The organism is Leptospiraceae bacterium, from assembly GCA_016708435.1.
Taxonomy (GTDB): Bacteria; Spirochaetota; Leptospiria; order Leptospirales; family Leptospiraceae; genus UBA2033.
In genome coordinates this window covers 39,555-64,224 of sequence record JADJFV010000013.1, presented here as the reverse complement: position 1 = coordinate 64,224, position 24,670 = coordinate 39,555, and the positions used below count along the sequence as shown (strand labels likewise).

Below are 24,670 nucleotides of genomic sequence, written 5' to 3'. Positions count from 1 at the left end.
GCTAAGCTGGATTAGTCTTCACTGGTATCTAACTTCTGGCGCAATTCTTCGAGTGCTTTTTTTGTATCTTGCTTGGATGTGATTTTCTTTGACTTGGAGTATTCTTTTAAGAACTGAAGATCTCCCTCGCCTCTCACTTTATATCCTTTTAGCAAATCTAAAACTTGAAATCTCTGGGTTGTGCTAAGTCCCAAATCATCACTCAAATCTTCAAAGATTCTATATTCTCCAGAATCCAATACTTCAGTATCAGCAGGAGTTGTCGCCTGACGCTTGCGTGATTGATTTAAGACTGTTATGATATTTGGAATATTTTTTTCTACAATGCTTTGAATAAATGCACCTGTAAATTTTTCTCCACTCAAATGATCAGAAACAACTTTGAGAATAATGATATTATGCGATTGAACAAATGTATTGGCTGATTCATAAAACCCAGAAACTTCCATATCTACAAGCCCAGATGTAGAGGGCGTTGGATTTGATTTGGTTTTTATAACTGGCTTTTCATGGGTAAATATCCCTTCCTCTGGAAGTAAATGACTAAAGAGTATCTCCGGATAATACGTCTTACCCGAATTCAAGTCTTCAATTTTATTAATTAAAAATATCTGTCCACTTTTGTGTTTTTCTAAACCGGAGCCACAGATTCCAAAATTCAAGATCTTGTCTGATTTTTTAGGTGGCTCTTTTAAAAGTAAATACGTAGTTGCAACGGCTGATTTTAATTTGCCGGTGCCGGATACAATTAGCTTAATCATATCGCTCTGGTATATATCAAATTTAGAATGCGAAAGATCTTTTTTTAATTTAAAATGCTGAATCAAAGGAATTGCTTCCTGTGCGAGAGCTGTTACAATATAAATCATTTTAGTGAATTCCTTCCCTTTTTAAATCTCTTCCCATCAAATCTCGTAAAACGTCCTTTGGAGATTTGTCCTGATAAAGCATCTTATAAATTTCTTCTGTAATCGGCATTGAAACTCCTAATTTTTTAGAAAGATCATACGCACTCTTTGTAGTCTTTACACCTTCTGCGACTTCATTCATCTCAGCAAGAATTTCGGCTAATGTTTTTCCCTGACCTAATTTAATTCCAACTGTGCGGTTACGCGACAAATCACCACAACAAGTCAAAACCAAATCCCCAATTCCAGAAGGTCCAAGAAAAGTCATAGGATCTGCACCCTTCTTTACACCTAAGCGGGTAATTTCATTTAACCCACGAGTGATAACTGCTGCACGAGTATTTTGTCCCTGTCCGAATCCATCCACCACCCCGGCGGCAATTGCAATTACGTTTTTCAATGAACCACCTAATTCCACTCCGACAACATCGGGAGTCCAATAAGTTCTAAAATAAGTAAAACTAAAAATTTCCTGCACTGTCTTTGCAGTGGCTTCATTCTTAGAAGCAATGCTGACTACTGTGGGAACTCGATCAATGATTTCTTTTGCAAAACTGGGTCCTGATAAATAGCTTAGATTTTTGTGAAGTCGCCCCGGAAGTTCTGCTTCAAAAATTTCGGAAACCATGCGAAGCGTTCCATTTTCAATTCCTTTTGTCGCGGAAACGATTGGAACATTAGGTGAGAGATCGTCTTTAATTTTGTGGATAATTTCTGAAAGAACATGAGATGGTGGTGCTGAAAGAATCAATTCTTTATCGCGAACTACTTCTTCGAGACTTGTGCTAGCGCGAAGATTATTCGGAAGAATTAAATCAGAAAGATGTTTTGCATTTTTATGATGTTGGTTAATTCCATCCGCTTGTTCTTTTGAGCGTGTCCACATGAGAACATCATAACCTTTATCAGCGAGTAGACTTCCGAGTGCCGTCCCAAAACTTCCCGATCCAATCAAACCTATTTTCATAAGACCCCTTCTATCTGATTATCGTATTAAGTCTAATGCAAATAAAATTACAATCTAAATTTTCGTTATGAAACAGTCATTTTGCCACAGAGACACGAGTCAGGAGGGTTAACTGAATTATAAACAATATTCTTTAAAGAAGACTCTCTAGAAATTTCTCTGTGACTCTGTGACTCTGTGGCAATCTTTATGAATCAGTGCTTGCCTAAAAAGTCTGTTAAAGAAGCAATTTCTTCCGGTGTATTGATTGTTAAATCACAGGCAATCGAATAGTCTTTTTGGGTGGGTTTGATAGACTTCACTACACTACGCACAAACTTCCTATGTCCCGTTTTGGAAATTAAATCAAAGATAATTGTGCCTCCCATCGAAAAAATTCTGCTCGCAAGCCTTGTAGGAGGATGAAGGAATCGAATGGAACTAGGATTGGCTTCAATTACTGTGCAGCTCTCTCTTGATTCTTCGAATACTCCTGATGTATGAACGTCTTTTATGATGGAAGAAGCAACTAGTTTAAATGTATTGAATGAATTAGAATCTAGCCTTGTCGAATGCATTGCATGAACATAACCAATCATGATAAAATTTTTATATTTGATTGGAACACAAATTTCTGATTTGTATTTATCTAAGAAATCACTTGTTTTTGTGAGCGAATAATAATCATTAAACGGAACAAATTCGGGTCGGACTAGTTCGGGCTGCGCAATATTTGGAATAAAGATTGGTTTCTCATGCGAATTCATCAAGCGCATACGACTATTCATCCGCTCGTTTACATACACTTCAAAAAAATCAAACATGAAATTTACCTTTGGCGCTCTCTTAATCAGTTGATTAATTCTATCATCATTTAATGATTTAAAAATATCATTCTGATTGATAATATTAGAAACAGAATAAGCATTCGGTTCGGCTTGAGCCAATATATCTTTGATTAAAATCTTCAGAGGTTGAAGCATTGAATTCCCAAGCTCATCTACACCGATTTCCAAAAATGTGCTAATAAAAATATTGTCCTTACTTCTCATCGTAAGAACTCTTTCTCTTGTATGTGTATTTGCTTTTGGAGTTCTAACAGTTAGAACTTGGGGTTTACTGTCGATTACCTTGATGGGAATATCTTCCCCATCCACTTCCATATAAACAGGAGTAACTCTATACAAAGAATCAATGAGTTGGTGAATGCTCTTCGGATCTGTGACTTCTTTATTCATAATTGCTCAGTATTTTTTTCTAAGTTTTCTAGTCAAATTTCTTCTATTCATTATAAGAAATTATTTGTAACTAATCAGTGCTTTTTGCCACAGAGGCACTGACAATTATCTTCTAATCCATCTATAACCTTTGAAGAGTAAGAATATCACAAATGCAATAGGCACTATCCACACTAGATAATAGGTTAACTCTAATAGAAAATTGATCGCGCTAATGAATGCATCTTTGTAATTTGGGACTTGCACTTTTGTGGGTAATTCTTTTCCTGAAATAGAAATATTTACTTTTGCCCAGGCGACATGGTCTTTGATTTTCCAGGATTCTAATTTTGCAGCATCTGCGGTGTCTTCACTTCTTTCGAGCGCTTCTTCGCGGTCTTTCCAATTCCAAGTTTCCGCAGAACCCTTGTTAGCCGCTTTGGATCTTCTTATCATACGAAGAGCTTCTCTACTTAGTTTGTTTTTTTGTAATTCATTGTGCTCTGTCCAGTCTTGCGTGCGAATATCTTCGTAAGTAAGCTGACCGATCTTATCCAATTGTAATAGAGTATCATACATTGCAGTAACTGGAATTTGAACTTGTAAACTCATACTCTCATATCCACTAGAAACATTTGTCTGAGAGCTTGCGATATAGGATTCTTTTTTTACTACGTTTAATACAGTCTCCCTTGCTTTCTCAATTGTTTCCACTTTGTAATTAAGTTGAATGGTATATTCTAATAGTCTAGACTTAGAAGCTTCTGAAATTGGATCTAGCGGCTTTTGTATTATGCCGTCGTCTTCTTTCATTCCACCTTTAGATGAATCTCTTCTATTTTTTTCGCCGCCCGATTCTTCATCCGCCATTTCCTTTTTATCCGCAAAACCATCATTATCCGCTAATTGCTGATTCACCTTAGGAGCAGCAGGAGCACTCGACTCTGTGCTTACAACAGGTTCCATCTTTTTGCTACAGTTCAGAAATAGAAAAAGAAATAAGGTATTGATAAATAATATTTTCATAGAATCTCCTTTGAAAATCAATTACGGTCACCTCGAACAGTCTCACCGTGAGAGGTCTATATGACAAAAGATAGTATATGGTTATTCGACAGGCTCACCATAAAACATTGCTTGTTACTATGTCTTAGCAAGATAGATTTCTCACATCCATTTATTGCTTTGTCATAAATTTTTCCACAAAGGTGTTCAATGACTGTAAAAAGCCCTTATCTCAAGGGCTTCAACGATGTTCGAGGTGACAGTTACACAACTACAAGATTCACCAATTTTTCTTTTACGTAAATCTCTTTTTTGATTGTTTTTCCTTCTAAGAAAGGAATTACTTTTTCGATTTTCTTGGCTTCTAGAATTGCTTCGGATTCCGAGATGGTTTTGGAAGCAGAGAATTCCCCTCGAAGTTTGCCATTTACCTGAACAACAATCGTAATCGTATCTTCTACAAGATACTCTGGATTATGCGCAGGATAGGGCTCAAAACTAAGTGTGGAAGAATATCCAAGTTTTGACCAAAGCTCTTCGGCAATATGAGGAGCAAATGGCGCTAAGACTAGAATAAAAGGCTCCAAAATTTTTCTTGGTCGAGTGGTAAGTGGAGTCATTTCGTTTACAAAAATCATCATTTGCGCAATCGCAGTGTTAAACGTAAAATTCTCAATCCCCTCTTCTACTTTTTTAATGGTTCGGTGCAGACTTTTTAATTGTTCCAAGTCAGGCTCGGAGTCATCAATTTGAAAATTTTCTCCGTCTTTTCCGTGAAAGAGTCTCCATACACGATTGAGAAAACGGAAAATTCCTTCTGCCCCTTTTGTGCTCCAGGGTTTAACCATATCAAATGGTCCCATGAACATTTCAAAAAGACGAAGACTATCTGCACCAAATTCTTTTACAACATCATCAGGATTGACAACATTTCCAAGAGATTTAGACATTTTCTTTTTGTCTTCACCGAGAATTAAACCCTGATGGAGAAGTTTTTTAAAAGGCTCAGGAGTAGATACAACATCCAAATCAAATAAAATCTTATGCCAGAATCGAGAGTATAATAGATGTAATACGGCGTGCTCAGCCCCACCAACATATAAATCAACAGACATCCATTTTTTTTCTAATTCTTTATCGCATAACGATTTATCATTTTTCGGATCAATATAACGTAGGTAATACCAGCAAGAGCCCGCCCATTGCGGCATGGTGTTGGTTTCCCTTCTTCCTTTCCCAAAACGCTCGTGTTTGTATTCTAACCATTCTTTTGCATTGGCTAATGGTGATTCGCCGGTGCCGGAGGGAGCGAATTCTTTTAAATCCGGTAAGGTAAGTGGAATCTCAGATTCGGGAATATCTTTTGTAAACCCCGCTTCGTAATGAACGAGTGGAATTGGTTCCCCCCAATATCTTTGTCTGGCAAATAACCAATCTCTGAGTTTGTATTGTGTTTTTTTCTTTCCAGATTTTCTTGCATCAATCCAGTTGGATACTTTGATACAGGCTTCGAAATAAGAAAGACCGTTTATATTTAATAACTCAGTAAAAGAATTAATACAAGTTGAATCTTTGGAGTCAAAACTTTCTGTTTCTGGCGGCGGTCCTGCAATTACTTGCTTAATTGGAAGATTGAATTTTTTTGCAAAGGCAAAGTCTCGGCTATCGTGAGCGGGAACAGCCATGATTGCTCCTGTTCCGTAAGTCGCCAAAACATAATCGGAAATCCAAACTGGAATTTTTGTTTCTTCGCCGACAGGACTTAAAACATAGGAGCCAATAAAAACACCTGTCTTATCCTTTGTCATCTCAGTTCTATCCATTTCACTTTTAAAAGAAGCAGATCGCTTGTAATCTTCTACTGCTTTTTTATTTTCAGGAGTTGTGAGTTTATCTACTAACGGATGCTCCGGTGCAAGAACTAAATACGTAGCTCCGAAAATCGTATCAGGTCGAGTGGTGTATACCGTTATCCGCTCACCCGATTCAGTAATGAATTCAATCTCGAGACCTTCACTTTTACCAATCCAATTTCTTTGCATTTCCAAAGTGGACTGAGGCCAGGAAACTAATTCCAAATCATCTAGAAGTCTTTCTGCATAAGCAGTGATTCGCATCATATATTGACGCATTGGTTTACGAACTACCGTATAACCTTTGTTAGTCCATTCTTCTACTTCTTCATTTGCGAGAACCGTTCCGAGTGCCTCGCACCAGTTCACAGGAATCTCTGCCTGATAGACCAAACGAAAATCAGAAAGAACTCTTTCCTTTTCGGAAAGTGGCATTCTTAACCAATCATCTTTTGTAAATTTGTTCGGATAACCGGTGTCAGCCGTTCCATCTTCTTCAAAGCGCTGAATGAGTTCCATAATCGGACGTGCTTTGTTGACTCGTTTATCATAATAGGAATTATAAACTTTTAAAAAAATCCATTGTGTCCATTTGTAATAGTCTGGATCAGTTGTAGAAATTTCTCTAGACCAATCATAAGACAAACCAAGCATTTTGATCTGCCTTCTAAAATTATCAATATTATTTTTGGTGGTTACGCTCGGGTGAATTCCCGTTTGCATAGCATAACGCTCAGCAGGAAGACCAAAAGCATCCCATCCCATTGGATGAAGCACTTCAAAGTCTTTCATTCGTTTGTATCTAGAAACTATGTCAGTGGCAGTATATCCTTCAGGGTGACCGACATGGAGTCCAGCTCCGCTTGGATAAGGAAACATATCCAAGCAATAAAATTTTTCTTTCTTACTATTTATATCTGTGAGAAAAGTTTGATTCTTTTCCCAATACTCTTGCCATTTTTTTTCTATCTCGTTAAAAGGATAATCCACAGTTATACCATTTTTGTATAAGTGCTCTAAAAGGAAATTATTTTCTTACCGAGTCGATTACTTTTACTAACCTCTTAAATGCTTTAGATAAACATGCTTTACAAAGTTTTTGTTGGTATAATTTTTTTTCCATTTTGAAACAACCAGAACATTTGTATAAAATTTCAATTTCTATTTTTGTATCTCTATTAAAAATCGATTCTTCTTCGTGTAGTATCTTCATAGGCTTCTCAATCATATATATTTTTTTTACAGTGTGTCAATAACGTAGTCAATAACATCTACTCTAATCGATAAACAATCAGAGGTAGGGATTACGTTGTATTTTTTTATTCCTAAAGAGTCAAAAATAATATTAAATAGAAGAGAAAAAAAGTAGTGAAAAAAAAATTATTTTATAAAATTTTCTTAATAGAACAGGAATGAAAATTATTTTTTTAATTTTAACTTCATAATATAGCTTTTGTTTTTTTAATCAATTCAAACTCATATATATGTATTTTTTTATATTTCATTGATTTTATTAATCGAAATCATATTAGAATATTCTAATATACTAATAAAGAGGCTAATCAAAAGTAACTTTTCAAACCTTAAATAGAGAGTTTAATTCTTTTTTCGGGATAAAATTTTATTCAATTCCTCTTTTTTTAGTTCAAATGCGTAATTTTCATATTTTTATCTGCACATTTTTTCTGTTTTGAAACCTAAAAGACTAAATGAGTTTCTTAAATCAGCTAAAACCTGTGAGTAAATTTTCTTTTTTTGCAATGGGATACTTGTCTTATTATGTCATTGCTAAAATTAGGCTTGATCCAATATTAATTTTTACTTTAGGAATACTGAGCATAGCTTGTATCTTCACCGGATACACGAAAGTAACCGCAATTTTAATTGGTATTTTATTTGGATTTTTTCATAATTTTTATTTTGAGTCCAAAAAACAGGATGTGACTTTCAATGAAAAATATTTTGCAATTCTAAAAGAAGAGAATTCATTTAAAATTGAGTTTAAAAAAGAAGTGAAACGAAATTTTTATGAGACAGAATTCCAATCTGATAAAAACAAATTCACTTTAATCACAAAGCGTTATAAAAAAGACATTACACTACCTATTTTATTGTGTGATTCAAGATTTCTTTCTATCAAAAAAGTTTCGCCGGAAGAAGAATACTTTCGATTTCTAAAAGATTTTCAATTCTCCTATATACAAATTAGAGAAAGCAAATGCAAACGCCAGAGTGAGCTAATCGACAATAGAAAACTACTTCGAAAAAAAGTAGAAGATCTTTTAGATCGAGCAGGAATCACAGACTATGCAAACGATATTGCGATGGGACTTTTTTTTGGAGATGCCAGCTTTCTTGAAAATGAGTTCAAAGAAAAAGTAAGAGAAGGAGGAGTGCTACATTTATTTGCAGCTTCCGGTCTTCATATTGGTGTATTCATTGGATTTATTTATTTTTTTGCAAAGCAAATTTGGTTTTTTAACTATTACACTGAGCGAATCATTCCTCTTGTCGTTGCATTTTCTTATCTTTACATTCTAGATTTTCCAGTTTCTTTACTTCGCGCCTATATTTTCACAGCTACACTCGTGCTCGGAAGTTTATTCTTTCGCAAAATGAAGAGCATTGATCTTATTTTAGTTTCTTCTGCTATCATTTTATGCATTGACAGAGAAAATTTTCTAACACTTTCTTTTAATCTTTCCTATTCTGCTGTCTGCGGAATTTTATTTTTAAAGTCTTTCTTAGAAAAGCTAGCATTTGGAAATTTTAAAAATTTATTCATAGAAAATTTTACAATTTCCATTTCCGCAAGTTTAGGAACCTATCCGGTTTTACTTTTTTATTTTAAAACTTTTAGCTTTGGATCTATTTTTTTAAATCTGCTTTTAGTTCCACTTACCTCCCTACTTCTTCCTTTGCTGTATGTTTCACTGCTCTTTCAGTTTTTATATGAATCGATTCTAGATTTTATTTTCACGAAAAGCTTTTTCGGAGAATCTTTTTATTTTGATTGGCTTTCTTGTTTAGAAATGGAATTTAATTTTTCATTTTTTAATTGCTTTGTAAAAGCAGGAATCGAAATCTTTTGGATCTATTCCGAGCTATTACTTCGAACTCTCGCTTATCTATCTGAGACTCTTTCTGTGAATGTAGGATTTTATCGCGGCGTCAAAGAATCTTTTCGTTTTCATATGGGAATTTATTTTGCTTTGCTTGCAATTCTCATAATCGGATTTTTTATTTTAGAATTAAAATTATTCACAAAGAAAGAAAATAAAAGAAAGGCAATTCGATTTAGAATTCTACTTTCCTTATTAACTCTTTTATTTATTGGTTCTTTTTTCTATTTTGGTTTTGTATTGTACCCTGAAACTAAAAAAGAGCACAAAGTTGCCAAAAATATTTTTGCGGGCTCTGATTATTATCTAGTAAGAGAGAAAAATGAAATTTACCTCGGAGGAATTTGCAAATACAGTCATTACAAAATTGAAAGACACCTGAGAGAAAATCTATGCGATGAATCAATTGAATCTTTTTATATTGAAGAAGAGACTTGTTTGTCGCTTGCAACGCTTTGTAAAAAAACTGCGCCGAATGTAAAAATTTTTTCTGCTAAAAAGCTTCCCGATTGGGAGAATCAATATGCAGATTTGAAATGGGATGTGCAAGCATCTAAAAGAAATTTTACCCAACTACTCATATTCTATCCGCATTTGGACTCACTTTCTCAATTACAGAAAAATTCTAGAGTCGATAAAGGAAATATTCTACTTCTTTTCGCTTATAAATTACAGGACAACGCAAAAGATTGGAATGAAAATAAAAACTTACTTGGAATTAATCCCGACTGGAATTTTATAACACCAGATGAGTTATGAATACCCCTATTACAGCGTTTCGAAAATTAGATCCTTCATGGACGAAAGAAATGCAAACCCACTGAAGAAATGGGGACAAAATTTTATCACAGATCCAAATACTTTAGATTTTATAATCAATTCTATCGACAAGGACGCGCTCGCAAAAACTAATTCGGTTGCCGAAATCGGAATAGGACTCGGTGCGCTCACACACAAGCTCGCTCTTCTTAACAAAAAACTTTTTTTATTCGAAATTGATCCAGTCTACATCGAAAATATGAAATCGATGGAATACTTCGATAGCGCAAACTCTATATTATACGAAGGCGATGTATTAAACACAATCAGCAACTTAAAAGACGAAAAGATTTTTTTAACAGGAAATCTCCCTTATTACATAACAAGTGAAATTCTTACTACTAGTTTAAAATCAGTCCCCAATTTAACCGGTGCCATTTTTATGGTGCAAAAAGAATTTGCCGACAGAATCTGCAATGAAATATCTTCGCTTTCGATTTTTGTATCTGCCTTTGGAAAATTTTCTTTTCTAAGAAAGATTTCTCCTTCTTGCTTCTACCCGAAACCGGACGCTAGTTCAGCTTTGATACGGTTTACACCAACAAATCACTCTTATTCTAAAATGCAAATTGATAAGTTAGAATTAATCCTAAGAACTTTCTTCTGGGGAAAAAGAAAAACAATTGGCAAGTCCATCTCTGAAGCTCCTTTTTTAGATGCAAAAGAGTTTAATCGCGATTACCCTGACTTGCGTAAGGAAATATTGGATTCACTTGCTCAGAATAAAATCGAACTCCGATTGCGTCCGGAAGAATTGAAGGTCGATGACTATCATAAGATTTTGAAAGGCTTAGCAAGTTAGACAAAAAAAATCTTGACTATTTCTATTCTTTCCTTAAATTAATACTATGCAAATGCAAATGATTAAGCATGAATTTTTAAAGATAGACGGTAAAATTTCTGGTGTAGTCATATCGAAAAAAGAATTCGATAGATTAGTAAAATTTATAGACGAGGTAAACCAAAAGACTATACCTCCTGCAAAAAAAAGTAAAAATAATTATACTGTTGCCGAACTTGAAAAAATTCGCAAAACCAGAAAAGGCAAAACAATTCCCGTAGACCAATTTTTTAAGAAATATCTGTAAAATGTATCAAGTCATAATTCAAGAAGCGATAGATAAAGATTTGAAAGGAATTTCTAGAACAGACATTGAGAAAATCTACAAAAGGATTAAATCACTAGAAACCGCGATAAGCATTGATTCTTTTAAATTAGTCAATTCGAATATCTATAGAATTAGACAAGGTGATTTTAGAATTTTCTTTGAAGCCGATTTATTTAATAGAATAATCACTGTATTTAAAATTTCTCATCGTAAAGATGCCTATTAAAAAGTAAAATAGATATCTACTCCGATAGCACATTTCCTTTCTTCTCATAGATATAAGTCTCAAGAATTTTCATGTCACCCGGATTTGAAGAAAAGAAATTTACACCTAGTTTAAATCCATCATCAGAAATAATATAACGAATGATTTCGCCATTGATTTCGAGTTTGTTTTTTCCCATCGGAATATACATTTTAACACTCGAATGTTTTTTTAAGTATTGAAATAAATTCTCATCAGAGATTTCGAATAGTAACCCACTGATGCTAATGTCTACGATTCTAGTATTTGTATAGATTTCATTGAACGTATTTCCTTTAATCGCAATCTTAGTTAATCCATAACTAAAAATCTCGGTCATCTCATGAATGTATTCCAAGTCGGTGCGGGTAAGCATGTGTTTGTCCATAGCAGTGCTGTAAACTTTGATATGTCCGATGACTCGATCAAACATTGTAATGGGTGCAATGATATAAGAAACCATGAAAGCGCGGTTTTCTTTCTTTTGCATTACTTCAAAAAACTTTCTAGCTTGAAACTCACCTACGTCTTTTATCTTTTCTTGATAAACTTCAAAAAATGTTTTATAATTTTTTGATTTTAAATCTTCTATATATGAATCTGCATTTGCACAATCTGAAATATAAATTGTTTTGTTATCTTTAGAAAGAGTGTTCTTTATAAAATCATGACCATCTCCCATTTTGTAAATCACCAATTCATATTCATCAGAAACTTTTCGAATATAATCTGTTACAATCATATTCATTAATTTCAAATTGGGAACATCAAATTTTATTTCGCGGAAAAGATGAGTAAACTGCCTCTCAGCATGAATATTATCCCCACTCACATAACGTCCGCCTTTAAATGATTTGAACAAAATAATAAAGTCCATGAATAAATCGTCACAGGCAACACGACGATATTGACGCATCTCAGCAGATTGTAATTCAGTTGGAAGTTTGATTTTTACGATGGAGCTTCGAATGTCTTCAATGATAACTTCAAAAATATAAAGAACATTGATGATTTCAAATTTGATTTTTGCTCTTCTTGAACTCGCTTCCGAAAAATCAGGAACATTCAGCTCTACAAAATCTTGCAAAACATTATGAACAACCACAGACATCATTCGATCATCGTATTCAAAAACAAACTCAGTGTTATCAAATCTTAAGTAATAAAACAGGTGTTTAATAAGATTAACATCAGTACCTATGATGGTTTCCCCATAAATAGTATCCATCAGGGTGATGAGTTCTTGCATTGAATCTGTTCTGCCGACTGCCATGATTTCAATATCGTCACTTTTTATCGAAATTAGCAAATTACAATTTGCAAAATTGAGAGTTTTTTTGGAATGTCTACGTAGCTTATCTAGAAAATGGAGAGGCGTTTAAGGGGATTAATTTATGCAATACTTGGAAACGGAAACAATCGAACTCGATTCAGTTAAAATTGAAATGCTTTATTTAAATCATGCGGAAACTAAAAATTCTATGACCTGGGAAATGGGACAAGAATTTTACAATTATATCCAATCTCTAAAAAATCGAGACCCACTTCCACGCTGCCTAATTATCTCCGGGAGAAATAATGTATTTTCCTCTGGCGGAAATCTAAGTTTTCTCAAATCTTTTCATGAAAAGACATTTGAAGAAAATCGAAGAGATATGTTTACCTTCTACAATTTCTTTTTATCAGTTCGCACTCTCCCCTTTCCCGTAGTCGCTGCTGTAAACGGACATGCAATTGGTGCAGCATTGTCACTAGCATTTGCTTGCGATTTACGTGTATTCTCTATGGAAAGTAAATATTCTTTTAATTTTGTAAAACTTGGAATTCATCCTGGAATGGGATCTTCTTACTTAGTAAAAGAATTATTTGGATTAGATAAGGCAAATTATCTGCTGATGTTAGGCGAAATTCTAACAGGACAGGAAGCCTATCGCATGGGACTTTGTCACGATGTAGTTCCTTTTGACGATGTAATCAGACGCGCAACTGAACTTGCTATCAATTTAAGTGAAAGCGGTCCGCTTGCTCTTCGACTACTCAAGAAAAATTCCAGTGACTATGAAGCTTTGCAAGCAGCACTTCGAAAAGAAGCAGAAGGACAGGCTCAAAACTTTCTTTCAGAAGATTTTATGGAAAGCATTAAAGCAATCGAAGAAAAGAGAAAAGCAGTTTTTCGTGATTGTTAGTCTATTGTGGACTAACTTCAGTAGCCGCACGTTTCAAATCTACGGATAGATCAAACATTTGGTATTCTTTAACGGCTGAGACCCAAAGATAGGGAATACCGAATGCTAACCAACCCAAAAAAAGAACCGGCAAAGAAGGAGTAACCTCTAAATGAACTTTGGTGAGTTGCTTTCCTTCTTTCAATAATATTAAATCTCTATCCTCCAAAATGAAATTGGAAACGGTAAGGGAAAATTCTGCACCTTTTCCAACTGTCTTCCCCTTCCAAATAGCTTCTACATTTGCACTGTCCTTAGCAGGCAGAAGTTTTACATTTGTGGTTGTAGAGCATTGGGTGAGCGTTAGAATTAGAAAAGATAAGATTGTAATGAGGCTTATGATTTTTTTCATATCTAAATTCTGAAAAGTAGCAGCTCATTGTCAAGATATTTATGTTTATAAATATAGACCAAAAAAACTGGCTGGGTAAAAAGTCAATGCTAACTGAATCGCATTTTTTTGTCTGAGACAAACTTTTTACACAGCCCTAAGAAAAAAGGGAATATCCTATTAGAGACTACTCAGCCTTAACCTCGATCTTAGTGGTATTTGGCTTTACTTTTGAAAGATGAAGTGTTAATTTTCCATTTTTCATGATTGCCCTTGATTTTTCTAAATCAACCGGCTTATTCACATTAAACTTTCGCAAATAATCTCCAGTCTTAAATCCAATGTAAGCTCCTTCGAATCCTTCTGGAACAGAATAAGAATTCTTTCCTTCGATAGTTAAAACGTCTTTCTCGTAAGAAATTTCTACTGACTTCTCATCTACTCCGGGCATATCAAATACGATTTTGGTTTCATCTGCCGATTCATAGATATTTACTGAAGGCGTAATATAACGCTTATTTACCTTTTCAACGGTCTGACTGGAAGTTTCTTGTTTTTGCATTTCTTGTTGTAACATTGTATTCTCCTTTAAGTTAATTCTCGATTTGGACAGTAATTTTCTTTGGCTTATCCGCTTCCGCTTTAGATAGATTCACACTCAAAATTCCATTTTTGAATTTAGCATCAGCTTTGTTGGCATCTACCCTAAATGGCAATTCGACTGTTCGATCAAAATTCCTATTCTCTACCTCTTGGCAGTGAATTTCATATCCATCTTGATTTTCGACTCTCTTGTTTGTGCCTTTTATTTGAATTCTATTCTCGATAATCGAAAGCTCTATATCGGAAGGATCAAATCCATGAACCAACGCAGTCAGCAAAACATCATCCTTGTTGATATAAACATTCACCGGTGGATTATGAAAACCACGTGTAGAGCCCCCGCGAGAGAAAAAGCCGCCGGAAAGCTCATCATGAAGCCTATCTAACTCATTCCATAGGGATTGACCATATCCATTTCGTTCAATTACATTCAGTAGCATAGTAGTATCTCCTTTTAGCACTCTATATCATCCAGTGCTAATATTTATTAGCACTTATACATATAGAGTGCTAATTTTCAAAAAAGTTCATACTGAATAAAAAAAATTTTCTCAGTAAGAAGATTTTTTCAACCTTGCACTACAATTTCAGTTGACTGGGATGGGAGATATATAAACATGTTATTGAGAATCATTCTCAAATTTAGAATTATAATAATTTTAAGGAAAGTAAAATGAAACTAAAGACACCTTTACTGAAAGGTTTTATTTCGATATCAATTCTATTGAGTCTTGTGAATTGTCCCCAAGAAAAGAAAGAGCAATCTAGCCAGAGCCTTGCTCTAGCAGCACTCGCTTTGCAAATGACTCCGAAGCCCTCCAGCAAAATTACAGTATCTACTCTGGCTGTAACAGGAATTAACCAACCAGAAGCAATAACAGTTGGCTCCGATGGAGCTATCTATATTACAGACAGTAAAAACAACCAAATTAAGAAAATAGTAAACGAAACCACTGTTACCATTCTAGCAGATACAAAAGCTGGTCAAGGTACGTCAGGACCGGAGTTAAATAATCCGGAAGGAATTGCGATAGATAAAAATGGAGTTCTTTACGTGGCTAATACCGGTACTGCGACAGTGGGAAATAATATCGTAAAAATTGCAGTCGACGGAACAGCCACCAACTACGCTGGAACCTATGGTGCTAGATCTTTTGCAAATGGAACTCTCACAGCAGCGAGATTTAGCAAGCCAGAAGGAATTTTTTATAATGCCTTAACTGATAAAGTAATCGTAGCCGATGTTTTAAACTATCAAATCCGAAGTTTATCAACCACTGAAGTTACTACTACAGCTGGTTCTATTTCCTCAATCTCCGGTTATTTGAATGCAAATGGAACAACAGCTCTTTTAAATGAACCGAAAGGAGTTGTTGTAGACTCTTCCGGCAATATCCTATTTGCCGACAGCAAAAATAATTCTATTCGTAAAATTTCCACCACAGGTGATGTTACAACTTTGGCTGGGTCTATTGCAAGTGAATCAGGAGCAACAGACGGAAATGGAATTTCTGCTAGGTTCAATGGTCCGTATGGACTCGCAATTGACGCTAGCAATAACGTCTATGTAGCCGATGGAGCAAATCAGACTATTCGTAAAGTTACGTCCACTGGAGTTGTGACTACAATTGCAGGATTAGCTGGAACCGATGGAAATACGGATGGCACAGCAAGTGTTGCTACGTTTAGTAAGCCAAGAGGATTAGCTTTTAATAAGGAATATACCATTCTATATGTTTCAACCACAGGCGGGGGGACGAATAGCAAAATTAGAAAGATTCTTTTTTAATCTCATCAAACAATACTTCTTTAAACCCGCTTATAAAAAAATTGAAAGCGGGTGTGATTCAAAGGCAAATACATGAACATCAAATTAAAGCAAATTTTTATTTTTAAACTAAGTGCGACACTCTCAACCATCCTCCTTTTGATCTATTGCTCTCGCGCAAATCAAAATGGAGAATCTAGAATGGCAAGCATAAACGGCATTCTTCACAATCGGTTAAAAGAATTTAATCCATTGCCTCTTCTTTCCAATGTATCTAAAAATGTGATTTTAAAATCCTATTCTGATTTGGAACAAGCGGCTAACGAATTTAATACGAATGCACAAACCTACAGCGGAGACTGTTCGAATAATGCAAGGTCTCTCTTGAATCTACAATCAGGTTGGAAAAAAAATGCAAGCATTGTGAAGCAAATCGAAATTATCCAATTTGGTCCGGCTCAATTTGGAGGATTCTATGAAAGCATAGATCCCTGGGTTTTGAATTTTACTGATAATATAACCCCCGATATAAACGGAATCAATTCTTTCATCGCCGGCTCAACAGCAATCAACTCTGCGAATGTGTCCACATTGAATAAACTACAAAAGGGACTTCCTACCATTGAATTTTTATTATTTTCGGATGCAAACGCAAACACTTCAGTATCCGTCGTATGCTCAGCACTTACAGCAAGAAGACTAGATACTATGAAGCAATTGGTATCCTTGTATTATATATCTGTTAAAGAATTACATAGTCAATGGAAAGAATCTGGTTCCAACTACGTAAACGAACTTCCCACTGCTGGTTTAGGAAGCATTTACTTTTCTTCACAACAATTTGCATTGACAACCCTATTACTTCAATTTTCAAACCATATAGAATTCATTCGCGATAATAAACTTGGTTATCCCGCCGGACTGACACTGCGGTCAAACGGTATTAAACGCGCAAACGTAATTGAATCCAGATTTGCAAACAGATCCATAGATAATTTAGTCGATAACTTGGTAGGGGTTAATAACCTGTATACCGGTATTAACGGACCTGGTATTTCAGACTATGTAAAATCAGTAAATCCTGGATTGGATTTAAGAATACGTCAGCAAATATTATTCTGTATAGCAAATCTACAAAAAATAACCAATCTAGAAACAGCAATCAATTCAAATGCAAGCGAGGTGCAGACCGCCTACAATTCATTGACAACTCTAAAAACAATGCTAACAAGCGAAATATCCGCCACGTTCGGTTCCACAGGAAGTGGATCAGGAAGCAGCGGGGATGGAGATTAAGGAATACAAAAATGAAACAAAGTCTAATACTGATTATCCTACTACTATCAAAAATCGTATTTGCACAAGCAAATCCTACCAGTCCAGAGCCTGATGCAAAAACAGCGGAGAAGATAGACCAAACAAGAAAAAAAGCAGAAGATTCTTATTCCAAAGGTCAGATCAATGTAATTGGAGATGGAAAAGATTCCTTAAAAAAAATTCCAGGCTCTGCGACTATCGTTTCCAAAAAATTCTTAGAGGAAACGCAACCCGTCGACGCAATGGAAATTTTACGTAGAGTTCCCGGTGCGTCGGTTCGATTCCAGGATGCGGCGGGGCTAACGCCTAACATCGGCTTTCGTGGTGTGAGCAATGAAGAATCCAGAAAGACTTTAATTCTAGAAGATGGAATTCTTACTTCTCTTAGTCCTTATGGACAGCCGGAAAGTTATTACGCACCGCAGATTGATAGAATGCAAAGAGTAGAAGTAATCAAAGGCTCCGGTGCAATTTTATTTGGTCCTTCTACGATTGGAGGAGTTGTAAACTTTGTAACAAGGCGACCTCCCGGAAAACCAACCTTCTCCAATAAAAGTGTCGGAGGGGAAAACGGCTATATGTCAAACTTCGCTCAATACGGAGGCACCTTCGGTAAAACAGGTGTAGATGTATCTTACTTATACAAACAAGGCGATGGGTTTAGAGACTCGCAAGCTTTTCGACTAAATGATGTGTCTTTAAAACTCGTTCATGAAATAAGCGACAAACACACAGTAACCTTTAAAACGGGATACCAAGAACAAGAAGCCAAATCTACTTATCTCGGACTCACACAGGGGCTATTCTGGCGTAACCCAAGAATCAATCCGGCTGGATTTGATCAAAAGTATTTGAATCGAAATTCTACGGTTCTAGGTCATGAGTATACGATCTCGGAAACGATGAAACTAATTTCTAGAATTTACAATAATAACGCGGTGCGAAATTGGCAAAGACAGGACTTTGCATACAATAATTTAAATTCTCTCGGTGTCGAATCAAGTCCACCTTCTGATACCTATGCGACCTTTTCTCCGGGGATAATTGGTGTTAGACCTGGAGACGTTATTTTTATGCGCAAATCCTCTCCTCTTCGAAACCAAAACTTTCAAACGCTCGGAATTGATACTAAACTAGAATTAATTCTACGAACTGGAGAAGTAAAACACGAAATTGATTTTGGTCTACGGGCTCATGGGGAAAAAAATCGAGTCAGCACAGAAACTGTTCCCTACCCTTTCATACGAGATGGATTTCCTTACAGTCAACAGGATAGAATTGCAAAGTCTTACGCGGTTTATTTCCAGGATAGAATTAGCATCACTGAAAGATTTAAACTCATGCCGGGCGTTCGTTACGAATGGATACAGCAAGGAGTCTACAACAAACGACGATTTGCCACTGCGCAAGATGTAAGAAATCGTATCGCGACAAACACAGGAGATATTTTATTTGTGAACCAGGGAGGAGAAAGTTATACGAAAGTTCTTCTTCCGGGACTTGGGGCTACTTATGATATTACGCAAACCTATACTTGGTTTGCGGGAGTCCATCGTGGATTCTCTCCTCCTACGTATGGAACAGCCGTTAGCCCGACAGGTGCCGACTATCGCTTGAAAGCAGAGACTTCGATTAACTACGAGACAGGGGTTCGAGGAGAGCTTACTCCTTATTTATTCACAGAATTTGTGGGATATGTGATGTATTTCAGAGACCAAATCATCAACACAAATGAAATCGGAGGAGATGCAGGCTCACGTCCGGTTAATAGCGGTAAGTCGATACACCGGGGAAGTGAGAACACAGTGACGTTTGATTTCGGAAAATTCTTTAACCTAAATTGGAATATTCCTCTCGATCTAATCTACACTTACACGAATGCAAAGTCTATTACCTACACTCCTTTCCCGTATGTAACCAATGCAGACGGAACGATTCGTCTTGTAGATAGACCTGCTTACACTTTTGATGAAAAATTTCATCTTGTAAACAATGATACCAATAAAAATTATCTTCCTTATGTTCCGATGAATGTTTATACAATAGCGTTAGGCGCTAACCACAAGAATGGATTCTATGCAAGAGGCGAATATCAATTTATCGACAAACAATATTCTGATTTAATCAACTCACCCAATGAAACCGCAGACGGAAATCGCGGGGTTATCCCCTCGGTCGGTCTTGTCAATGCTTCCTTCGGATACAAGCATCCTGTTAAAAAATGGTCACTCTTTATTACAGGAAAGAATTTACAGGACAGAGAATATGTTTCTGGTAGACTCCCAATTGGAATTCAACCCGGACCCTTTCGCCAAATCAACTTCGGCGTGAGCTTTGAGCTCTAAACACTTTTCTGAAAGGCACAATGAATATGCGAGGTAAACTCGTATAATCCGCTTCATTGCTTACAGTAGGTAGTCCGAATTCTAATTTCTCTTTTTCTTTTGGGATAAAAAGCGAGTTGGCGAAGTAGTCCCAGAAGGCAAAGATTGCGCCTAGATTTTTATGTCGATGCTCTTCTTTTTTGCTATGATGGATTTGGTGTTGAGCGGGGCTAAGCAGTATATAACTCAAACTTTTGGGAAAAGAAATCCAAACTTGTGTATGACGCAGATTGCTATAAAGATGAAATAGGAATAAACCAAAATTTACCCCAAGAAACATATACATCGTAATCGCGGGATAGAAATACACGAACACTCCTGTCACTACTCCACTGCAAATTCCACCAAACGAATTAAGCAAAATACTTTCTATCGGATGAACTCGATATACCGTAAAAGGATTGAGAGTTTCCGCCGAGTGATGGAATTTATGAAACTCCCAAAGAAACGGATAGGTATGTAAAAACTTATGAACATAAAATCTTCCAAAGTCATAACCCAATAAGAAAGAAAAAGTATACAGTGCTTGTATAAACCAATTGTGGGGAAACGAGCGTTCGCCTCCTAGAAATAATAAAACCTTAAAAACAAAAATGGAAACGAAAAGACTTGTGATTACAAAATAAGAAAAGAAGATTGTATAAAGAATCGTTTCGACAAAGTAATAGAGATAATCCACAACCGAAGATTTCTTTTTCCAATGCGAAAAATCAAATGCTTCGAATAGAAATTCTTTCCATGAAAAATTCTTTCTAGCTAAATGCTGAATTAGAATTGCAACGAAACCAATCCCCGCCGCCGACAAGAGGTAAATCCAAGATAACCGCCCCGTAGTCTCGGTAAAATTTAAGATAGGAATAGAGAGAATATTTAAAATGCGCTCTAAGAATTCCATTGCCATTCCTTTTTAATAAAAATCCCGTCCAGAACAAACTGATTGCTTAAATCTATATTTTTTCTTGCAAAGAGAATGGCAATGAAAAGACTAAATTTATGCAAACAGGAAATGATTTAGATTCTCACGGATGTATAGGCTCGGCTGGTTATCAATGGTCTCAATTACTACAAGACTGCATTCGAGTCTTTGAATTGCCACTACAATTACTTAACTCATCGGGAACTACGATTGCCGGCGTTGCCTTTTCAAACGATAAGGCAGAAGTCTTCACAGCTAACGGTGATTTTATCCTAGAGAAGAAAACCGCCACCGAGTATGTCTCCGAAACGCATCAGAAATTTCTAAAACAAACCAACGGCAAATGGGAGTTCGGCGAAAGTTCCCTAAACCAAGTAGAGTATAAGGAAAAGTAACCACTCAACTTGTAGGGATAATTTTTATTATCCTCAGTTTTTTTTAACATTCGCGATTTTATTATCGCTGCATTAATGGTATTTCAGTGAAATCGAGCCATTCGAATCATCTTCAAATTAATGACGATGAATCGAAAAAACTGCCAGAATAGATTGGTGCGCATTTTCATTGTAAACTCAGTTGGAATCGGGGGATAAAAATCTTTCTCATAAGCTATTCTTTCTTTCATTTGGTTCTCTCCTTTAATAATATCAGTCTTCTATCGGTGTTCATTCCGGAATCATTCGCCAGAACGGATTTCCCTTTGCTTTGTACATGAAAACGTAATGCAAAATATGTTTTATCCAATGACCTGCCAAACCGATTTCTCCAAAAGTATAATTTAAATCTCTACCATAGGAAGGATATTTTTCATAATCCGGAATGATAGGATACATCGTCATTGATACTGCTTTTCCATCAAAAATTCCTGCACCCGATGACGCAATGCAAGCTGCTCCCATTGTTGCCATAGATGCTTTTCTAGTTGGCTTGTCTGTTCCGTTTCGAATCATATCTACAACACTTTTTGCGACTTCTCTTCCCATAACTCCGGATGGCATTCCCGTCCGTGGTGGTGTTGGAAAGATCGGTGTTCCTTTTGGACTCTTCATTGGCTTAGAAATCGGATGCGGAGGGGCAAATGCAATTCCAACTGCGAAGATATTTTTGTAATCTGGATTCTGATAGGTTGAAGGCCAGTCACTAGCTTTCCATTCTTCGAACGGTTTCGCCGTGTAATCCGCATCTACTTTCATAAAACTATTTGGTGCAAATAATTTCGAAGTTATATCTTCATCCATCTTTCCATACGCTTTTAATCCTACACCTGCGAAGGGTGGAATGAGCATGGTAAAATCAAATTGAGTAGATTTTTCTTCTCCTTCGAGTGTCTCGTAAAATAATTCTTTCTTATCTACTTTTTGCACATGCGCTCTTGTGATCCAATCCAAGCCCCTTTCGGCAAATAAAGATTCTGCAAAAACTCTACTATGTGTAATGTATCCTCCGCGTTTGATATGCATTCCACCAATTCCAAAATCTCCTAGTTCATATTCATTGGAAATCCAGGTTAAATCAGCTTTGTCTCTCACTCCGTGTTTATTGAGAATGTATTCCACGTTAAAAATATATTCAAACGCTGCTCCCTGGCATGTGCAATTTCCATGTCCTGTTCCGATTAGAATTTTTTGACGCTCTCCTTTCTTCATTCTCTCGATGGATTCTTGGAGCGCCTTATTTGCTTCTGCCGCATGTAAATAGGTGCACACAGAATAACTGTTCTTATCCGGTCCTAGTCCTTCCGTTGCACCGAAATTTAATTTTGGTCCTGTTGCGTTGATTAGATAATCGTATTCTACATTTTCCTCAGAAATACCATTTGTGGATTTTATATTTTCAATCTTCACAAAGGGATTTGTGAAATTTTTATTTCCTTCTGGATGAATGCTAATTGCTTTTGCCTGCTTGAATACAATTCCCATTTTTTTGTAGATAGGTGCAATTTCAAATGTCACATCTTCTGGCTTCATAAGCCCAACTCCAACCCAAATATTCGAAGGAATCCAATTCCATTTACTGTTTGGAGAAATTACAATCACTTCATCCGATTTTCTTGCGTGAACCCTCGCATACATTGCTGCTGTATTTCCTGCTATCCCTGCTCCTAAAATAACAATCTTTGCCAATGTGCCACTCCTTTTAATACAATACCCTGTATGGTATCTTATTTTTTATAATTATTACTTTCAAGTATAATTCTTCTATTTTTTTAACATTCCTCTATTCTTCTATAATGCGACTGTGTCTTAATACTGGATGGAGTTTGCTTTCCACCATTCTACTTTTTATTCTTGATATATAAATTAATCTGGCTCGCCTTTAGCAGCTAACTGGTTGTAGCTATAAAAAACTTTATAGTGATTGGCTAAGATTTTTATTTTCCATGAATAGAGAATACTTTTTGTCTTCTCGCAAGATATGAATGCTTAGCCATTTCTTGAGATACAAAGAAACTTCTTCTCCTAAGGCGGGAGTAAAACCAATGTTCAATTTTTTTTGCATTGCGATGACTTCGCTAGTCATTAATTCATGAATTTTTCTGTGATTGTCAAGTTCGGGATATTCCATTTCTTTCATCAATTGTTCTTCTCGTTTAAAATGAGTAAAAGCATAATTGATTAGTTCATCCATTACAAATTCAACCGCAAGTCGGTCAGCTCGATTTTCATCATTGATCAATTGGTTAATAAGAGTTAATAAGATTTGGTGATCGTGATCTATCATTGTATTTGACACACTCATATCGCTCGACCATTCAATGAAAGAAGCATTTTCACGCATTTTCATTACATCTAAAAAACCATCTACTACTTTCGGATCAAATTGAAATCCGCTTTTTTCTTTTATATAAGAAATAACTTTTTCTTTAGCCCACGAATCTTTATAGGGACGAGGTTGTATCAAAGCGTCATACACGTCAGTAACCGCAACGATTCTTGCAGAAAGAGGAATATTATTCTCTGACAAACCATTTGGATAACCCGTTCCATCCCAATATTCATGATGAGATTCAGCAATCTCTGAGGCTAATCTAAAATAGCCATTATCCCCTATAGATCTATTTGCTTTTGTTAAAATACTGCTACCGTTAACTGTGTGCTTTTGCATTATTTTTCGATCCACCGCATCAAGTGGTCCGGGCTTATATAAAATGCTATCCGGTAGACTTACCTTTCCTATATCGTGTAGTATGCTTGCTACACCTATATGATATAAAAAATCGGTTGTTAAAATATCTTTATACTCACCTGACTTCTTTAAAGATCTAGCAATTTCATATGTCTTTCTTGCCACTCGCAGAACATGGTCTCCGGTTTGTTGATCTCGATACTCTGAAAGATCTGCTAATGCCATAATGGCTACTTTGATGATTTGTTTTTGCTTGGATTCGATTTGTGATAAATGAGTAATATCCTTTACAGTAAATAACAACACACCAGAAGAAAGTTCTTTCTTGTCAAAAATAAGAACTGCTCCATCCCTTCTTGTTATTTTAAATTCTGATTCAGTGGAATTTAAAATTTTTATAACATTTGATTCTAATGATTCTTCTGAAACTCCGCAGGAAGAAAAAATGATTCTTAGAATATTTTCCATCGATTTGCCTGCGAAATTAATTTTTTTATCCAAATTTGTAAGTTGTAGCAATCGTTCATTTACATATTGAATATTTCCATCCAATTGAGCAATGATTATCCCCTCAGAAAATTCATTGATAGCATCCGCTAGTATATTGATCATTTAATCATACCTAACTCCATATACAATTGACAAGATTAGAATGAAATGACTTATTTTTTTATTCAATATTTTTTTTCGAACGAGAATAACAATGGTAATTCTCTTGATTCATTTACACTTTTGATCTTACAATTGTATTCGATTTGTTATTTAGATTGCTTTCTT

The 24,670-nt window shown here is 35.7% G+C and carries 22 protein-coding genes; 9 read left to right on the top strand and 13 right to left on the bottom strand.

Annotated features, from left to right (window positions below; translation table 11 throughout):
• Positions 1–11: 11 nt before the first annotated feature.
• The 5 genes from IPH52_15940 to IPH52_15920 form a co-directional block, all read right to left on the bottom strand.
• Positions 12–869, bottom strand: a complete 858-nt coding sequence (locus tag IPH52_15940) for a hypothetical protein (protein ID MBK7056503.1) — start codon at positions 867–869, stop codon at positions 12–14.
• Position 870: 1 nt separating this feature from the next.
• On the bottom strand, positions 871–1,875 hold the full coding sequence (locus IPH52_15935) for an NAD(P)-dependent glycerol-3-phosphate dehydrogenase (GenBank protein ID MBK7056502.1): 1,005 nt from the start codon (positions 1,873–1,875) through the stop codon (positions 871–873).
• Positions 1,876–2,069: 194 nt separating this feature from the next.
• Positions 2,070–3,092, bottom strand: coding sequence for a hypothetical protein (locus IPH52_15930; GenBank protein ID MBK7056501.1), 1,023 nt, complete (start codon positions 3,090–3,092; stop codon positions 2,070–2,072).
• 105 nt (positions 3,093–3,197) lie between these two features.
• Entirely contained in the window at positions 3,198–4,097 is a 900-nt protein-coding gene (locus IPH52_15925) for a DUF4349 domain-containing protein (GenBank protein MBK7056500.1), read from the bottom strand.
• Positions 4,098–4,339: 242 nt separating this feature from the next.
• Positions 4,340–6,919 (bottom strand): leucine--tRNA ligase, encoded by a 2,580-nt coding sequence (locus IPH52_15920; protein ID MBK7056499.1) that lies wholly within the window; start codon positions 6,917–6,919, stop codon positions 4,340–4,342.
• A gap of 719 nt (positions 6,920–7,638) precedes the next feature.
• Here IPH52_15920 and IPH52_15915 point away from each other — a divergent pair.
• From IPH52_15915 to IPH52_15900, 4 genes are read left to right on the top strand one after another with little or no spacing between them, the layout of a single operon-like run.
• A complete protein-coding gene (locus IPH52_15915; protein ID MBK7056498.1) occupies positions 7,639–9,810 on the top strand; it encodes a ComEC/Rec2 family competence protein in 2,172 nt (723 codons plus the stop codon).
• Positions 9,800–10,672 carry a ribosomal RNA small subunit methyltransferase A gene (rsmA, locus tag IPH52_15910; GenBank protein MBK7056497.1) on the top strand — a complete coding sequence of 291 codons (873 nt, stop codon included), beginning with the start codon at positions 9,800–9,802 and terminating at the stop codon, positions 10,670–10,672. Before IPH52_15915 ends, rsmA begins: the two co-directional genes overlap by 11 nt.
• A 46-nt stretch (positions 10,673–10,718) precedes the next feature.
• A complete protein-coding gene (locus tag IPH52_15905) occupies positions 10,719–10,958 on the top strand; it encodes a hypothetical protein (GenBank protein ID MBK7056496.1) in 240 nt (79 codons plus the stop codon).
• A gap of 1 nt (position 10,959) precedes the next feature.
• Positions 10,960–11,205, top strand: coding sequence for a type II toxin-antitoxin system RelE/ParE family toxin (locus IPH52_15900; protein MBK7056495.1), 246 nt, complete (start codon positions 10,960–10,962; stop codon positions 11,203–11,205).
• 16 nt (positions 11,206–11,221) lie between these two features.
• On the opposite strand, the gene IPH52_15895 is transcribed toward IPH52_15900, so the two are convergent.
• A complete protein-coding gene (locus IPH52_15895; GenBank protein MBK7056494.1) occupies positions 11,222–12,532 on the bottom strand; it encodes a DUF1577 domain-containing protein in 1,311 nt (436 codons plus the stop codon).
• An 85-nt stretch (positions 12,533–12,617) separates the two neighbouring features.
• Here IPH52_15895 and IPH52_15890 point away from each other — a divergent pair, with 85 nt between their 5' ends.
• The gene (locus IPH52_15890) at positions 12,618–13,409 is read left to right on the top strand and encodes an enoyl-CoA hydratase/isomerase family protein (GenBank protein MBK7056493.1); all 792 of its coding nucleotides are present in this window, start codon (positions 12,618–12,620) and stop codon (positions 13,407–13,409) included.
• A gap of 1 nt (position 13,410) precedes the next feature.
• Here the strand turns inward: IPH52_15890 and IPH52_15885 are convergent, their stop codons facing one another.
• The 3 genes from IPH52_15885 to IPH52_15875 all read right to left on the bottom strand — a co-directional run bounded on the left by IPH52_15885 (position 13,411) and on the right by IPH52_15875 (position 14,822).
• Positions 13,411–13,800 (bottom strand): hypothetical protein, encoded by a 390-nt coding sequence (locus tag IPH52_15885; GenBank protein MBK7056492.1) that lies wholly within the window; start codon positions 13,798–13,800, stop codon positions 13,411–13,413.
• A 166-nt stretch (positions 13,801–13,966) separates the two neighbouring features.
• On the bottom strand, positions 13,967–14,356 hold the full coding sequence (locus tag IPH52_15880; protein ID MBK7056491.1) for an Hsp20/alpha crystallin family protein: 390 nt from the start codon (positions 14,354–14,356) through the stop codon (positions 13,967–13,969).
• Positions 14,357–14,372: 16 nt separating this feature from the next.
• The gene (locus IPH52_15875) at positions 14,373–14,822 is read right to left on the bottom strand and encodes an Hsp20/alpha crystallin family protein (protein MBK7056490.1); all 450 of its coding nucleotides are present in this window, start codon (positions 14,820–14,822) and stop codon (positions 14,373–14,375) included.
• Between the two features lie 233 nt (positions 14,823–15,055).
• Here IPH52_15875 and IPH52_15870 point away from each other — a divergent pair, with 233 nt between their 5' ends.
• From IPH52_15870 to IPH52_15860, 3 genes are all read left to right on the top strand, one after another.
• Entirely contained in the window at positions 15,056–16,171 is a 1,116-nt protein-coding gene (locus IPH52_15870; protein MBK7056489.1) for a hypothetical protein, read from the top strand.
• A 72-nt stretch (positions 16,172–16,243) separates the two neighbouring features.
• Positions 16,244–17,446 (top strand): imelysin family protein, encoded by a 1,203-nt coding sequence (locus IPH52_15865; protein MBK7056488.1) that lies wholly within the window; start codon positions 16,244–16,246, stop codon positions 17,444–17,446.
• Between the two features lie 11 nt (positions 17,447–17,457).
• Positions 17,458–19,812 carry a TonB-dependent receptor gene (locus IPH52_15860; GenBank protein MBK7056487.1) on the top strand — a complete coding sequence of 785 codons (2,355 nt, stop codon included), beginning with the start codon at positions 17,458–17,460 and terminating at the stop codon, positions 19,810–19,812.
• On the opposite strand, the gene IPH52_15855 is transcribed toward IPH52_15860, so the two are convergent.
• Entirely contained in the window at positions 19,784–20,746 is a 963-nt protein-coding gene (locus tag IPH52_15855) for a sterol desaturase family protein (GenBank protein MBK7056486.1), read from the bottom strand. The genes IPH52_15860 and IPH52_15855 overlap by 29 nt on opposite strands.
• 98 nt (positions 20,747–20,844) lie before the next feature.
• On the opposite strand from IPH52_15855, the gene IPH52_15850 reads away from it, so the two are divergent.
• The gene (locus IPH52_15850; protein ID MBK7056485.1) at positions 20,845–21,162 is read left to right on the top strand and encodes a hypothetical protein; all 318 of its coding nucleotides are present in this window, start codon (positions 20,845–20,847) and stop codon (positions 21,160–21,162) included.
• Positions 21,163–21,245: 83 nt separating this feature from the next.
• Here IPH52_15850 and IPH52_15845 read toward each other — a convergent pair whose 3' ends face one another.
• The 3 genes from IPH52_15845 to IPH52_15835 all read right to left on the bottom strand — a co-directional run bounded on the left by IPH52_15845 (position 21,246) and on the right by IPH52_15835 (position 24,505).
• Complete coding sequence (locus tag IPH52_15845; protein ID MBK7056484.1) at positions 21,246–21,392, bottom strand: hypothetical protein; 147 nt, start codon at positions 21,390–21,392, stop codon at positions 21,246–21,248.
• 40 nt (positions 21,393–21,432) lie between these two features.
• Positions 21,433–22,890 (bottom strand): NAD(P)/FAD-dependent oxidoreductase, encoded by a 1,458-nt coding sequence (locus IPH52_15840; GenBank protein MBK7056483.1) that lies wholly within the window; start codon positions 22,888–22,890, stop codon positions 21,433–21,435.
• A gap of 226 nt (positions 22,891–23,116) precedes the next feature.
• A complete protein-coding gene (locus tag IPH52_15835) occupies positions 23,117–24,505 on the bottom strand; it encodes a bacteriohemerythrin (protein ID MBK7056482.1) in 1,389 nt (462 codons plus the stop codon).
• Positions 24,506–24,670: the final 165 nt, after the last annotated feature.